The 15,068-nt window shown below is 71.7% G+C and carries 11 protein-coding genes; 9 read left to right on the top strand and 2 right to left on the bottom strand.

Annotation, left to right across the window (positions count from 1 at the left end):
• The first annotated feature begins 146 nt into the window (after positions 1-146).
• The 7 genes from ACIF83_RS37210 to ACIF83_RS37180 all read left to right on the top strand — a co-directional run bounded on the left by ACIF83_RS37210 (position 147) and on the right by ACIF83_RS37180 (position 9,013).
• Positions 147-989 (top strand): nitrilase-related carbon-nitrogen hydrolase, encoded by an 843-nt coding sequence (locus ACIF83_RS37210; protein ID WP_393481663.1) that lies wholly within the window; start codon positions 147-149, stop codon positions 987-989.
• Positions 986-2,269 (top strand): aspartate aminotransferase family protein, encoded by a 1,284-nt coding sequence (locus tag ACIF83_RS37205; protein ID WP_393481657.1) that lies wholly within the window; start codon positions 986-988, stop codon positions 2,267-2,269. The genes ACIF83_RS37210 and ACIF83_RS37205 overlap by 4 nt, the downstream gene beginning before the upstream one ends.
• Before the next feature lie 17 nt (positions 2,270-2,286).
• Positions 2,287-3,864, top strand: a complete 1,578-nt coding sequence (locus ACIF83_RS37200; RefSeq protein ID WP_399733849.1) for a PucR family transcriptional regulator — start codon at positions 2,287-2,289, stop codon at positions 3,862-3,864.
• Positions 3,865-4,019: 155 nt separating this feature from the next.
• On the top strand, positions 4,020-4,862 hold the full coding sequence (locus tag ACIF83_RS37195; protein ID WP_393481652.1) for a nitrilase-related carbon-nitrogen hydrolase: 843 nt from the start codon (positions 4,020-4,022) through the stop codon (positions 4,860-4,862).
• Between the two features lie 31 nt (positions 4,863-4,893).
• The gene (gene hydA, locus ACIF83_RS37190) at positions 4,894-6,297 is read left to right on the top strand and encodes a dihydropyrimidinase (RefSeq protein ID WP_393481649.1); all 1,404 of its coding nucleotides are present in this window, start codon (positions 4,894-4,896) and stop codon (positions 6,295-6,297) included.
• Between the two features lie 12 nt (positions 6,298-6,309).
• Entirely contained in the window at positions 6,310-7,329 is a 1,020-nt protein-coding gene (locus ACIF83_RS37185; protein WP_399733845.1) for a TIGR03842 family LLM class F420-dependent oxidoreductase, read from the top strand.
• 148 nt (positions 7,330-7,477) lie between these two features.
• A complete protein-coding gene (locus tag ACIF83_RS37180) occupies positions 7,478-9,013 on the top strand; it encodes an NCS1 family nucleobase:cation symporter-1 (protein WP_399733842.1) in 1,536 nt (511 codons plus the stop codon).
• Between the two features lie 481 nt (positions 9,014-9,494).
• Here the strand turns inward: ACIF83_RS37180 and ACIF83_RS37175 are convergent, their stop codons facing one another.
• Entirely contained in the window at positions 9,495-10,151 is a 657-nt protein-coding gene (locus ACIF83_RS37175; RefSeq protein WP_398140328.1) for a hypothetical protein, read from the bottom strand.
• Positions 10,148-10,465, bottom strand: a complete 318-nt coding sequence (locus tag ACIF83_RS37170; protein WP_386576159.1) for a hypothetical protein — start codon at positions 10,463-10,465, stop codon at positions 10,148-10,150. Before ACIF83_RS37170 ends, ACIF83_RS37175 begins: the two co-directional genes overlap by 4 nt.
• 248 nt (positions 10,466-10,713) lie before the next feature.
• On the opposite strand from ACIF83_RS37170, the gene ACIF83_RS37165 reads away from it, so the two are divergent.
• Together ACIF83_RS37165 and ACIF83_RS37160 are read left to right on the top strand one after the other, a co-directional pair.
• Positions 10,714-14,406, top strand: a complete 3,693-nt coding sequence (locus ACIF83_RS37165; RefSeq protein WP_399733839.1) for a CHAT domain-containing protein — start codon at positions 10,714-10,716, stop codon at positions 14,404-14,406.
• Positions 14,403-15,068, top strand: coding sequence for a hypothetical protein (locus ACIF83_RS37160; protein ID WP_399733836.1), 666 nt, complete (start codon positions 14,403-14,405; stop codon positions 15,066-15,068). The genes ACIF83_RS37165 and ACIF83_RS37160 overlap by 4 nt, the downstream gene beginning before the upstream one ends.

Here is a 15,068-nt window from a genome sequence, read left to right as displayed (position 1 = left end):
CTCACCCTAAGGAGTGTGAAACGTGATCGACTCAGCGGGTTAACGACGATGGTCTTGGCAAGGACTTCCTCGAGGCTTACTTTCGTCCCTCTACGGGCCGTTTCTACGGGCGTAGAGGCTCGGACGTCGCGTCGAAGGAGCAGCTCATGGCCAACGTCGTACGTGCCGCACTGGTCCAGGCCACCTGGACCGGCGACACCGAGTCCATGGTGGCGAAACACGAGGAGCACGCCCGCGAGGCGGCCCGTCTGGGCGCGAAGATCATCGGGTTCCAGGAAGTCTTCAACGCCCCCTACTTCTGTCAGGTCCAGGAGCCGGAGCACTACCGCTGGGCCGAGCCGGTGCCCGACGGGCCCACCGTGCGGCGGATGCGGGAGCTGGCCCGCGAGACCGGCATGGTGGTCGTCGTCCCCGTCTTCGAGGTCGAACAGTCCGGCTTCTACTACAACACCGCCGCCGTGATCGACGCCGACGGCACCTACCTCGGCAAGTACCGCAAGCACCACATCCCCCAGGTCAAGGGCTTCTGGGAGAAGTACTACTTCAAACCAGGCAACCTGGGATGGCCGGTCTTCGAGACGGCCGTCGGCAAAGTGGGCGTCTACATCTGCTACGACCGCCACTTCCCGGAGGGTTGGCGGCAACTGGGGCTGAACGGCGCACAGTTGGTCTACAACCCGTCCGCCACGCATCGAGGCCTGTCCTCGTACCTGTGGCAGCTGGAACAGCCCGCCGCGGCCGTCGCCAACGAGTACTTCGTCGCCGCCATCAACCGGGTGGGGCAGGAGGAGTACGGGGACAACGACTTCTACGGGACGTCGTACTTCGTCGACCCGCGCGGCCGGTTCGTCGGCGACGTCGCCAGTGACAAGGACGAGGAACTCGTCGTCCGGGACCTGGACTTCGACCTCATCGACGAAGTGCGGCAGCAGTGGGCCTTCTACCGCGACCGCCGTCCCGACGCCTACGAAGGGCTGGTGCAGCCGTGAACGACCTCTACTCCCGCCACCGGGGTGTCCTGCCCGACTGGCTCGCCCTCTACTACGACGAGCCGCTGGAACTCACGCACGGCGAGGGCCGCCATGTCTGGGACTCGGCCGGCAACAAGTACCTGGACTTCTTCGGTGGCATCCTCACCACCATGACCGCGCACGCCGTGCCCGAGGTGACCAAGGCGGTCAGCGAGCAGGCCGGCCGGATCATCCACTCCTCGACCCTCTACCTCAACCGGCCGATGGTGGAACTGGCCGAACGCATCGCCCAGTTGAGCGGCATCCCGGACGCCCGTGTCTTCTTCACCACCTCCGGCACCGAGGCCAACGACACCGCCCTGCTGCTCGCCACCACCTACCGGCGCAGCAACACGGTCCTGGCCATGCGCAACAGCTACCACGGCCGCTCCTTCAGCGCGGTCGGCATCACCGGCAACCGCGGCTGGTCCCCGACCTCGCTGTCCCCGCTGCAGACCCTGTACGTGCACGGCGGCGTCCGTACCCGCGGCCCCTTCGCCGAGCTGGACGACCGTGCGTTCATCGATGCGTGCGTGGAGGACCTGAAGGACATCCTCGGGCACACTCGCCCGCCGGCCGCGCTGATCGCCGAGCCCATCCAGGGCGTCGGCGGCTTCACCTCCCCGCCGGACGGGCTGTACGCGGCCTTCCGCGAGGTGCTGAACGCCCAGGGGATCCTGTGGATCGCCGACGAGGTGCAGACCGGCTGGGGCCGCACCGGCGACCACTTCTGGGGCTGGCAGGCGCACGCCCGCAGCGGCCCGCCGGACATGATCACCTTCGCCAAGGGCATCGGCAACGGCGCGTCCATCGGCGGGGTGATCGCCCGCGCCGAGATCATGAACTGCCTGGACGCCAACAGCATCTCGACGTTCGGCGGCACCCAGATCACCATGGCCGCCGGCCTCGCCAACCTCACCTACCTCGTCGAACACGACCTGCAGGGCAATGCCCGGCGCGTCGGCGGACTGCTCATCGAGCGGCTGCGGGCCGTCGCCGCCCAGCTGCCGGGCGTGCGGGAGGTGCGCGGGCGCGGACTCATGATCGGTGTCGAACTGGTCAAGCCGGGCACGGACGAGGCCGACCCACAGGCGGCCTCCGCCGTCCTGGAGGCGGCCCGCGAGGGCGGCCTGCTGATCGGCAAGGGCGGCGGCCACAACACCAGCGCCCTGCGCATCGCCCCGCCGCTGTCACTGACCGTCGCGGAGGCCGAGGAGGGCGCGGCGATCCTCGAACGCGCACTGAGGAGCACGTACTAGAGAACGGGTGTACCGCCATGACCACCACCTCGGTGACCTCGCACAGCGGCTTCGAACCCGCCCTCTCCGTCCGCCAGGTGCTCACCCTGGAGCGGGTGCAGGCCGGGGAGCCCGAGGTGGTGGCCGGGGCCGGGCAGCTCGACCGGCCCGTGCGCTGGGTGCACGTTGCCGAGGCCGCCGACGTCGGTGTGATGCTCAGCGGCGGTGAGATGGTGCTCACCACCGGTGTGCTGCTCGCCGGTGACGAGGCCAAGCAGGTCGAGTACATCCAGTCCCTGCACCGGGCGGAGGCAGCGGCCGTCGTACTCGGGCTCGGCCGGGCCTTCCCCACGCCGCCCGAGGTGATGCGCCGGGCCGCCGAGCGGTGCGGGCTGCCCATGGTCGTGCTGCACCGGCCGTTCCCCTTCGCCGAGTTGACGGAGGAGGTCCAGTCCCGGCTGGTGCGGCGGAAGTTCGCCGCCGTGAGCCTGTCGGAGACCGTACGGACCGCACTCACCGGGCTGATCACCGCGGGCGCTCCGCTGCAGCGGCTGCTCGACGAGGTCGCCCAGCACAGCGGCTGCCCGGTCGTCGTCACCAACCTCGCCCACCGCGTCCTCGCCACGGCGGGGGAGCGGCCCGCGGTGGACGACGTGCTGCGCGACTGGGAGCGGATCGCCCGGCAGGCCGGCGGCAGCGTGGGTGACGGCTGGATCCGCGCCGAACTGGGCGGCCGCGGGGAGCGCTGGGGCCGGCTGCTGCTGTGCGGGTACCGGGGCGACACGGCCACCGGGCGGCTGCTCGCCGACCGGGCCGCCGAGGCCCTGGTCCTGCACCGCATGCTCGGCGGCGGCTCCGCCCACACCTGGGAGGAACAGTCCGCGCAGAGCCTGGTGACCGACCTCGTCTCCGGAGTCGTACCGGCCAGGCAACTGCTGCCCCGGGCGCGGGCGGCCGGGCTGCCGGTGAACCGGCGGACCTTCGTGCCCCTCGTCGTCCCGGCCGGGGAGCCGGGCCAACTCGAGCGGATGCTACGGGTGTTGGGGCTGCCCGGGCTGGTCGCCGAACTGGCCGACGGCGCCACCGCCGTACTGCTCAGCCTCGCCCGCGACCAGCAGGCCGACGCGCTGACCGCGCACTTCGCGGCCCGGCTGCGAACCGAGACCGGTCTGCCGAACACGGTGGTCGCCGCCGCCGATCCGCGCACCGACTGGGACGACGTGCCGGCCGGGCTGCGCGAGGCCCGGCATGTCGCCGACGCCGTGGCCGACTCGGCGACCGCCCTCGACCTGCCGGCCGTCGTGCGCCTGCGGGACGTCCATCTGCGCGGCCTGATCCGGCTGCTCAGGGACGATCCGCAGGTGCAGTCCTTCGCCGAGCGCGAGCTGGACGGACTGCTGTGCGGGGCCGACCAGGAGCTGCTGAACGTGCTGCGCACCTACCTGGCGACCGGGCGCAACAAGTCCCGTACCGCCCAGCTCCACCACGTCTCCCGGCCCGCCCTGTACCGGCGCCTGGAGGCGATACAGACCCGGCTGGGCGTCGACCTCGACGACTTCGAGCAGGCGGCCTCCGTGCACATCGCGCTCCTCGCGCATGACGCGCAACAGGGGTGAAACATGCTACGACCTGGGAAAACGGCGGTGAAACATGGGCTCGCAGACGCGTGACACGGTGGCACGCCGACCGCCCGCAGACGTGACACGCTGCCACTCAAACGGCCCGTTCGGACTTTCTAGGCTCACCGAACACCGAGCTACCGGAGGTCCCGATGAGCCGAGTGATCCGTGCCGCCCTGTTCCAGACGGCCTGGACCGGCGACAAGGAATCCATGATCCAGGTCCACGAGCAGGCGGCTCGCGACGCGGCCGCGCAGGGCGCCCAGGTGCTGTGCTTCCAGGAGCTGTTCTACGGCCCCTACTTCTGCCAGGTCCAGGACAAGGCGTTCTACGAGTACGCCGAGCAGATCCCGAACGGCCCCACCGTCAAGCGCTTCCAGGCGCTCGCGAAGGAGTTGGGCATCGTCCTCGTCCTGCCGATGTACGAGGAGGAGCAGCCGGGGGTCCTGTACAACACCGCGGCCGTGATCGACGCGGACGGCTCCTACCTGGGCAAGTACCGCAAGACCCACATCCCCCAAGTACAGGGATTCTGGGAGAAGTTCTACTTCCGTCCGGGCAACAGCGGCTGGCCCGTCTTCGACACGGCCGTCGGCAGGATCGGCGTGTACATCTGCTACGACCGGCACTTCCCGGAGGGCTGGCGGGCGCTCGGTCTCGGCGGTGCCGAGATCGTCTTCAACCCGTCGGCCACCTCACGCGGACTGTCCCGCTACCTGTGGCAGCTGGAGCAGCCGGCGGCGGCCGTCGCCAACGAGTACTTCGTCGGCGCGATCAACCGGGTCGGTGTGGAGGACCTGGGCGACAACGACTTCTACGGCACGACCTACTTCGTGGACCCCGAGGCCCAGTTCGTCGGCGAGGTGGCGAGCGACAAGGAGACCGAACTCGTCGTTCGAGACCTGGACCTGGCCAAACTCCGCGAGGTCCGCGACCGCTGGCAGTTCTACCGCGACCGGGCCCCGGGGGCGTACACGCCGCTGACCGCACCCTGACCGCACAGTCCACCCTGGCAGGAGAGGGACCATGAGCAGCCGTACCGTCATCCGCGGTGGTCTCGTCATCACCGCGTCCGACGAGATCCACGCCGACGTGCTGATCGAGGACGGCCGCATCGCCGCCCTCGCCGCCTCCGGCACCCCCGCCGCCGAGGCGTTCACCGCCGAGCGGGCCATCGACGCCACCGGGAAGTACGTCATCCCGGGCGGCGTCGACGCCCACACCCACATGGAGCTGCCGTTCGGCGGCACCTTCGCCTCCGACACCTTCGAGACCGGCACCCGCGCCGCGGCCTGGGGCGGGACGACCACGATCGTCGACTTCGCGGTGCAGAGCGTCGGCCACACCCTGCGCGAGGGCCTGGACGCCTGGCACGCCAAGGCCGAGGGCAACTGCGCGATCGACTACGCCTTCCACATGATCGTCTCCGATGTGAACGACGAGACGCTCAAGGAGATGGACCTGCTGGTCGAGGAGGGCGTGACCAGCTTCAAGCAGTTCATGGCCTACCCGGGCGTCTTCTACTCCGACGACGGCCAGATCCTGCGCGCCATGCAGCGCTCCGCCGACAACGGCGGCCTGATCATGATGCACGCCGAGAACGGCATCGCGATCGACGTGCTCGTCGAACAGGCCCTGGCGCGAGGCGAGACCGACCCGCGGTTCCACGGAGAGGTGCGCAAGGCCCTCCTGGAGGCCGAGGCCACCCACCGCGCCATCCGGCTCGCACAGGTCGCCGGGGCTCCGTTGTACGTCGTCCACGTCTCGGCGATGGAAGCGGTCGCCGAGCTGGCGCGGGCCCGGGACGAGGGGCTGAACGTCTTCGGCGAGACCTGTCCGCAGTACCTGTTCCTGTCCACCGACAACCTCGCCGAGCCCGACTTCGAGGGCGCCAAGTACGTCTGCAGCACGCCCCTGCGGCCCAGGGAACACCAGGCCAAGCTCTGGCAGGGCCTGCGCACCAACGACCTCCAGGTGGTCTCCACCGACCACTGCCCCTTCTGCTTCGTGGGCCAGAAGGAGCTGGGCCGCGGCGACTTCTCCAAGATCCCCAACGGTCTGCCGGGCGTCGAGAACCGGATGGACCTGCTGCACCAGGCCGTCGTCGACGGGCACATCTCCCGCCGCCGCTGGATCGAGATCGCGTGCGCCACCCCGGCCCGTATGTTCGGCATGTACCCGAAGAAGGGCACCATCGCCCCGGGCGCCGACGCCGACGTCGTCATCTACGACCCGCACGCCGAGCAGGTCATGTCCGCGCAGACGCACCACATGAACGTCGACTACTCGGCGTACGAGGGCAGGCGGACGACCGGCCGGGTCGAGACCGTGCTCTCGCGCGGCGAACCCGTCATCACCGAGCGGGAGTACACCGGACACGCCGGACACGGCGTCTACACCCCGCGCTCCACCTGTCAGTACCTCAACTAGGAGTCGCGCACCATGGACTTCGGACTCGTCCTGCAGACCGACCCGCCGGCCTCCCGCGTCATCAGCCTGATGAAGCGGGCCGAGCGCAACGGCTTCACGTACGGCTGGACCTTCGACTCCGCCGTGCTCTGGCAGGAGCCGTTCGTGATCTACAGTCAGATCCTCTCCAACACCTCGAAGCTGACGGTCGGCCCGATGGTCACCAACCCGGGCACCCGCACCTGGGAGGTCACCGCCTCCACCTTCGCCACCCTCAACGACATGTTCGGCAACCGCACCGTCTGCGGCATCGGCCGCGGCGACTCCGCGATGCGCGTCGCCGGCCGCAAGCCCAACACCCTGGCCCGGATCAGCGAGGCCATGAAGGTCATCCGGGCCCTCGGCCGCGGGGACGAGGCCGACCTCGGCGGTACGGTCGTCAGGTTCCCGTGGATCAAGCCGGGTGCCGAACTCCCCGTGTGGATGGCCGCGTACGGGCCCAAGGCGCTCAAGATGACCGGCGAGGAGGCCGACGGGTTCATCCTCCAACTGTCCGACCTGTACCTGACCGAGTACATGGTGAAGGCCGTGAAGGACGCGGCCGTCGCCGCCGGCCGTGATCCGTCCGAGGTGACGATCTGCGTGGCCGCCCCTGCCTACGTCACCGCGGACGACTCGCCCGAGGCGCTCGCCCACGCGCGCGACCAGTGCCGGTGGTTCGGCGGCATGGTCGGCAACCACGTGGCCGACCTGGTCGCCAAGTACGGCGAGCACTCCGGCCAGGTCCCCGACGAACTCACGGACTACATCAAGGCCCGCGAGGGGTACGACTACTCGCACCACGGGCGCAGCGACAACCCCGACACCGAGTTCGTGCCCGACGAGATCGTCGACCGGTTCTGCGTCATCGGGCCGGCCGAGAAGCACGTCGAGAAACTCACCGCACTGCGCGAACTGGGCGTCGACCAGTTCGCGGTGTACGACATGCACGACGCCCAGGAAGCCACCATCGACGCCTACGGCACGACGGTGATCACGGCCGTCAACGCCTGACCGCAGCACACCGGTTGATCTCCCCCTTCCCGCCGTCCCGGGAAGGGGGCCAGGGCGCTTTCCCCTCACCTGAGGTCGGGGCGCACCCCCCTCGGAGCCACCCGCACGGCCTTTCCCCGTCCCACCCCTCTGTTCGATTGGCCTGCTCATGACCGACACCGCTCCCACGGCCATACCGCCGACCGCTCAAGTCACCCGCGCCGACGGCCGGGTGGAGATCGCCCCTGGTTCGCCGCAGCCCAGCGGCCCCTACGCCAACGAGGACCTGCTCCCCGTCCCCGTGGCGAAGCGCACCTGGACGACATACAACTTCTCCGCGCTGTGGGTCGGCATGGCCCACAACACGGCCTCCTGGACCCTCGCGTCCGGGCTGATCGCGGTGGGCATGGACTGGAAGCAGGCCGTCTTCACCATCGCCCTGGCCAACCTGATCGTCCTCGTCCCGATGCTGCTCACCGGGCACGCGGGACCCAAGTACGGCATCCCCTTCCCGGTCTTCGCCCGCGCCTCCTTCGGCGTGCGCGGCGCCAACCTGCCTGCCTTCGTACGGGCGTTGGTGGCCTGCGGCTGGTTCGGCATCCAGACCTGGATCGGCGGTGAGGCCATCTACTTCCTGGCCGGCAAGCTGATCGGCGACAGCTGGGCGAACGCCTCGCACATCGGCGGCTACGCCTGGACCATGTGGCTGTCGTTCGCGATCTTCTGGGTGATCCAGGTCGCCATCATCTACCGGGGCATGGAGACCATCCGCCGCTTCGAGAACTGGGCCGCGCCCTTCGTGCTCGTCGGCGCGTTCGTGATGCTGTGGTGGATGAGCAGCAAGGCCGGCGGAGTCGGCCCGCTGTTCGACCAGCCCTCCAAGCTGGGCTGGGGCGGCGAGTTCTGGAAGCTGTTCTGGCCGTCACTGATGGGAATGATCGGCTTCTGGTCCACGCTGAGCCTGAACATCCCTGACTTCACCCGCTACGGCAAGAGCCAGAAGGCCCAGACCTGGGGGCAGGCCCTCGGTCTGCCGACCACGATGACCCTCTTCGCCTTCCTCTCCGTGCTCGTCACCTCCGGCTCACAGGCGGTCTACGGCAAGCCGGTCTGGGACCCGGTCCAGCTCGCCGCCAAGACGGACAACGTGGTCGGCCTGGTCTACGCCCTGGTCACCGTGCTGGTGGCGACCCTCTCCGTGAACATCGCGGCCAACCTGGTCTCCCCGGCCTTCGACTTCTCCAACGTCGCGCCCCGCAGGGTCAGTTTCCGCACCGGCGCCCTGATCACCTCGGTCCTCGCCGTGCTGATCTTCCCGTGGAAGCTGTACTCCGACCCGCAGGGCTACATCTTCACGTGGCTCGGCCTGGTCGGAGGCCTGCTCGGCACGGTCGCGGGCATCCTCGTGGCCGACTACTGGATCCTGCGCCGCACCCGCCTCGCCCTCGCCGACCTGTACCGCGCGGGCGGCCGCTACTGGTACGCCGGCGGCTGGAACTGGCGGGCGGTGGTCGCCTTCCTGGCCGGCGGCATCCTCGCGATCGGCGGCGCCGACTTCCACCCCCTGATCGACGGCCGTCCCATCCCGGCGCTCAAGTCCCTCGCCGACTACGGCTGGGCGGTGGGCCTCGGCACCTCGCTGGTGCTGTACGTGGTGCTGACTGTGCTGACGGGACGGAGGGAGGAGGCGGCGGAGGCCGCCTGAGAGAGGGGTGGCTGCCGTCGGGCCGCCCGGTGTGCCTGGTCTGACCGGCGCCCGGTCTGAGCGATGCCCTGCTTGACCGGTGGCCGGTTCGGCCGGTGGCCGGTCTGCCGGGTGGCGTCGGCGGCGAGGCCTGCCGTCGGGAGGTGGACCGACCGTGCTGGGGCCCGTTCCTCCGACGCTGCTGACCGGTCGGAGGGGGCCTGACCGGCGCCCGGTCTGAGCGATGCCCTTGACCGGTGGCCGGTCTGCCGGGGGCGTCGGCGGTGGGGCCTGCCGTCGGGAGGTGGACCGACCGTGCTGGGGCCCGTTCCTCCGACGCTGCTGACCGGTCGGAGGGGGCCTGACCGGCGCCCGGTCTGAGCGATGCCCTTGACCGGTGGCCGGTCTGCCGGGGGCGTCGGCGGTGGGGCCCGCCGCCGGGAAGCGGTCCGCCCCGCTGCAGCCCGTTCCGTCCTGCCCCGGCCCGCTCCGGTGCCCGCGGTCACTCGGGGGACGAGCCCCCGGGGCAGGTGTCGACCGCGGCCACGGCCTCGGCCTGGGCGAGTCGCACCGTGACCTCACCGGTGTCCGTCTTCACGAGCAGACGTCCGGCGTCCGTGCGCACCGGCTCGCCGCACACCTCTCCGGAGGGAGTGCGCACCAGGATCCGGGGGCCGTCCTTCTCGGGGCCGTACCAGGTCAGTGCCACCCCCGTGACGAGCATCGCCCCACAGGCGATGGTGAGTACGACCCCACGGGTGAGGGCCTGTACCGTGCGGCGGGTCTCCATGTGGTCGCCCAGGTGCAGCGCGGTGGCCGCCGCGGGTACGCCGGTGGGCAGCCGGACACCGGTGGGTGCCCCGTGCGCCGCCCGGAGCAGCAGCAGCGCGCCGAGCGTGCCGAACACCAGGCACAGCAGCAGCGCGCCGCCCACCAGGGCGTCGTACGGGGAGGCCAGTTTCCCCACGTCGGTGCGGCCCTTGATCAGGCCGAAGCTGAGCAGTCCGACGAAGAGGGCCGCGAGCCCGTTGCGCCAGGCGAGCGCCGCCTCCCGGGCACGGGCCAGCTCACCGGCGAGCAGCTGCCTGGTCAGCCGCCCCGCCTGCCGGTCGGCGGGGGTCGCGGGAGGACCCGGCCGTACCTGCCATCCCGGCGTCATGTGCGCCCCATGAGGACGTTCCAGTAGGCGCCGCACCCCTTCTCCTCGGGCGGACGCCCAGGGTGTTCGGCCTGGCACTCGCAGAGCACCGGGACGTGCGTCGGCCGGGGCGTCCGGCGCAGGGAGCGGAAGACCCGGTCGGTGTGCGTATAGGTGAACGTGCAGCCGCAGCGCGGACATCGGCCGTGCAGCACCGCCACCCCGTCGTCCGCGGCCTCGACCCGCAGGCCGGTCGTGTAGCTCGCCGCGTAGTCGTCCCGCGTCGTCTCCACGTACGGTTCGAGGGCGCCCGGCGCCGGTGCGGAGTCCGTCACCGCATCCTCTCCTTCCCGGATTCTTCCCGGGCACCCAGCATGGCGACTTCCCTTGTCCGGCGCCACGGCCGGAGCCGATCACGCCCCGAACACGCCCACCCGGGACTCCCGTCGACCCTCAACACCCCATGGATCGGGCGGAATCCGTCCGGGAACCGGGCGTTGTCCGGCAGGATGCCGAGGAGGCGCGCGACAACCGGCCGCCGGACCGGGGGGAACGGGCACCATGACGGCGGAGGGGATGACGCATGAGTGATGCCGGGGACGTACCAGCTGCCGACCGCGCCGCCGACGTGCTCGGGCACACGGCCGGGATCTCCGTCCCGCTCGACCCGGACGAGTACGAGGGGACGCGAGGGCCGGGGCTCGATGGGATGGTCGAGGAACTGGAGTCGATTCACGCCGAGTTGACGCAGCAACAGGGGTGTGAGGCGACGGCCGCGGTCGTGGAGGCACGTCTCGGGAGGTGCCTCGCCCTGAGGTTCGCCCTGGAGTGCGCCCCTGCCGACCGGGAGCGCGCGGTGCGAATCCTGGACGGGGCCCGCACGTCGGCCCTGCTCGGCGACGAGGACCGGGAGGCCGCGCGCCGGGACCTCGTGTTGGTGCTCGGCTCGCGCCTGGTGCGGCTGAACCGCGAGGCTTCACCCGGATCCGAGAGCCACTGGACCATCGACCAGCTGATGTCCATGCTCGCGGTCGGAACCCCCCTCGCACACGGCGGTTCGGGCATGGTGGAGGACACCGGTCTGCTCGTGCGGCTGCTGCTCGAACGTCACCAGGAGCGCATGACACCCGAAGAGCGTGACAATCTGCAGGGTCTGGGCGCGTTGACCGATGCGCTGCTGAAGGGTGAGACGGACGCGGTCGTCAGAGGGGTCCGGCACCTCCTCGCCACCATGTCGGGCAGGGCGCTGCCGCCGCCGCTGCGCGTCCTGATGCCGGTGATGACTTCCATGCTCGAGGACGGCCTCGCGGCGCTCCCGGAGACGGGGGCAACCGGCGTCGCGCCGTTCGACGACCCCGACGAAGCTCGGGAAACCCAGCACGTCCGAACCCAACTCCTCGCCCTGGCAGAGGTGATGTCACCCGGAACCGTCGCGCCGCACGAACTGCCCAGGCTGCTCGCCGAACTGTCCGGAGAGGGGGATCCCACGCAGGGGGAGGACGGCAGCACCCCCCTGCCGTCCAGGATGGTCGCCGCCCTCTTCCATGCCACCCTCGCCGCCCGCACCGGGGACTTGGAGGGGTTCCGGGAAGCGTTCCGGCTCATGCACGAGGCTCATGCCAAGGGGGAACTCGACAGCCGCGTGCACGCCGAATGGCTCCGCACAGTGGTACCCGGACTGCTTCTCGCGGCCGCCCTCACCGGTGGCAGCCTGCAGGACGAGGACATGGCCCGGGCCCTGCTCGAAGCGCAGCAGTGGGACGACGACCCCGCGAGCCGCACCGCCGCCTCGCTGCGCCTGTGCGGGGAGACCGTCCGGCTGAACGAGAAGCTGATGTCCGCCCTGGACAGCGGCGACGACGGGGCGGTGGAGGACGTCATCGACGCCCTGTGCGAAGTGGAGCTGGACGAGACCTACGACGGCGCCGAGGAATGGACCGGCGCCCTGCTCGGCTTCGTGCTCGGCAGCGCCTATCTGGGCCGCGTCGTGCTCGCTCCGTCGGCGCACGACAGGACGGACCACCTGCGCGCGGCCGCACACCACCTCCAGCGGGCCGTGGAGACTTCGGTGGAGATGCCCGCCCTGCGCGGCGTCCTCGACGGCACCTGGGCCCCGCTGATCACCCTGACGGCGATCGCCGAGTCGGACCCCAGCCGTATCGCCGAGGGCGTGCGGCGCACCAGGAAGGCCCTGGAGAGCCCCGGATTCACCCCCGACTGGCGGCCCAGGTCGCGTGGCGGCATCGCCATCGCCCTGGACACCCTGCACATGCTCACCGGAGACCCCGAGCCGCTGGACGAGGCGATCGCGGAGCTGGAACAGGCCCTGGCGGAACTGCCCGACGGCACGCCCAGCGGCGCCCGCCTCACCTGGGACCAGGCCGTGCTCCGGGCCAAGCGCGCCACCCTCCGGGCGGACACGCCCGACGCCGACGAGCTGCGTGCCGCCGTCGGCCTCGCCCACACCTCCCTCCGGCTCGCCGCCGACGACGTACTGCTCCAGCAGGGCGTCCGCCGCGGCCTGCGCATCGCGCGCGCGGCAGCCGACCGGGGTCGCAGCGCGGCCTTCTGGGCGCTGCGAGCCGGGCTCACCGAGGAGGCGATCGCATGTCTGGAGGCGGGCCGTTCCCTGGTGCTCGGCGCGGCGGCGGTCTCGGCGGGCGTCGCCGACCGCCTGGCGGCCCTCGGCGAGACCCGACTGGCCGAGCGCTGGCGCAGCGCCGCCGCCGACCGCTCCTGGGACCGGACCGAGGACCGCTCCCTCCTGGAGCTGTCGGCCGCGGCGGGCACGGGCACCGGCCTCCCCGGTGACCTGCGGGACCGCTCCCCGCTGGAGGTGCTGGCCGAAGCGGGCGCGGGTGCCCCCGATCTCCCCGGTGACCTGCGGCGCCGATCCCTGGACGTGCTGCGCGGGCAGGGCGACGCCGACGTACAGCCGGTGTTCGCCTCCGTTGGCGACCTGCGCGCCGGGCTGGGGGAGACGGGAGCGGACGCGCTGCTCTACCTGGTCCCCGGCGTCGACGGCCCGGACGGGGCCGTCCTGGTCGTCACCCGCGACGGCCCCGTCGAGGCACTGCCCCTGCCCGGCCTCGCCTCCGCCGGCCGCGCGCCCGTGGCGGAGTACCTGGAGGCCGGTGCGCACCGGCAGCGCCTGGAGGCCGCCGCCCTCGACAGCCCCGACACCGTCAACCCGAGGGACACCCGGCGCGCCGAGCGGCGCTGGCTCGGCGCCCTGGACCGGATGTGCGAGTGGGCCGGCGACGTGCTCGGCCCCGCACTGGACCACCTCGGGGTCTGGGACCGCGCCCTCGTCGAGGCCGGCTTCCTCGGCGCCTCCGCCGATGCCGTCGGCTCCCAGGCCGTACGGCTGGTCCTGGTGCCCTGTGGTGAACTCGGGGTCGTGCCCTGGCAGGCGGCCGTCCTGCGCCCGCCCGCCTCGTACGACGCGCCGCGCGCCGTGCGGGCCTGCGAGGTCGCCGTCCTCACGCACGCCGCGTCCGGCCGGGAGTTCCTGCGCGCCGCAGCCCGCGGGCGCATGGACCCCGCCGACCGGCCGGCCCTGGTGTTCCACGGGACGGACGACCTGGAGTGGGCCGAGGACGAGATCGAGACGCTGGCCGAGGTCTACTACCCGCGGGCCGTGATCCACCGCCCCGACGAGGACCCCGCCACCCCGGAGACGGTGCTGGCCCTGCTGGGCGGCCGGGCCGCCGTCCCCGCCTCCCTGGTGCATATCGCCTGTCACGGGCTCGCGGGTCCTGACCCGACCCGGTCGGCCCTCCAGCTGGCCGCGCCGGCCGAGGCCGCCTCCGGTGGGGCCCTCACGCTGAGCACCCTGCTGGAGACGCCCGCCGAGGGCGACGCCTTCCGGTCGGCCGGGCCGCTCGTCGTGTGCGGCGGCTGCGAGACGGACCTCACCACCCGCGATCACGACGAGGCCCTGACCGTCACCTCGGTCATGGTGCACCGGCTCGCCGCCGACGCTGTCGGCTCCCGCTGGAAGGTCGACGACAAGCAGTCCGAGGTGCTCATGCTCGTCCTGCACGACGCGCTCGCCCAGGGACTCGCCCCGCCGGACGCGCTGCGCGCCGCCCAGCGCTGGATGCTCACCGCGCCCGGCGAGCGGCCGACCGTGCGCGGCCTGAAGGGCATCTCCGCCCGCCGCCTCACGGAGGACTTCCGGGACCGCCCCGACACCTGGGCGGCCTTCGTCCACCACGGCAACCCCGCACCGGCGGCGCGTTCCGCCCGGCCCCAGGAAGGAGAGCGCGTATGACGTCGGAGGAGCTGCTCAGGCTCCTGGAGAGTCACTGGACCACCGTCATCACCGGGCTCGACGACGACGACCTGCATCTGCTCTCCCGCACCTTGCGGGAGATGAAGGAGGAGGCCGCCGCCGGGAACCCGCCGGGTGTCGCACGCGCCGTACGCCGGCTGAGGCGGACGTTGTCCGCGCTGCCGCCCGACCACGCGGTGTCCGAGGCGCTCGGCGGCCACCGCTACGCCTCTGGCACCCATGAACTGCCCAGCCTCACCACGATCGACGCGGTGATCGACGTGCTCGGCACCCCGCCGCCCGACCCCGGTGAACTGCTGCGGGCGGCCCGCCGGCGGCTCCTCGCCGCACCGGCGCTGACCGAGGACGAGCACGCCGCGCTGCACGGCGGTGCGGACTTACCTGCCGGTCTGATCGGACTCCGCGATCCGGACCGCGGAATCCGCTATCCACGCTTTCAGTTCAGGGCCGGCACGGCCGAACCGCTGCCCGTCGTCCGCCGGATCAACGAACTCCTCCGGGCGGACCGGGACCCGTGGGGGGCCGCCGACTGGTGGCTGGGCGGCAACCGGTGGCTGGGTGGCGTCCCCGCGGACCTGCTGGGCGTCCTGCCCGACGAGGAGCTGGAACGCGCCGCCGCCGAACTCGTGGGGGCGCTCTGA

The sequence above is a fragment of the Streptomyces sp. NPDC085866 genome (assembly GCF_044541035.1).
Lineage (GTDB): Bacteria > Actinomycetota > Actinomycetes > Streptomycetales > Streptomycetaceae > Streptomyces.
Note: the sequence above shows the minus strand (reverse complement) of the source record. Positions and strands in the feature narration are given on the sequence as shown.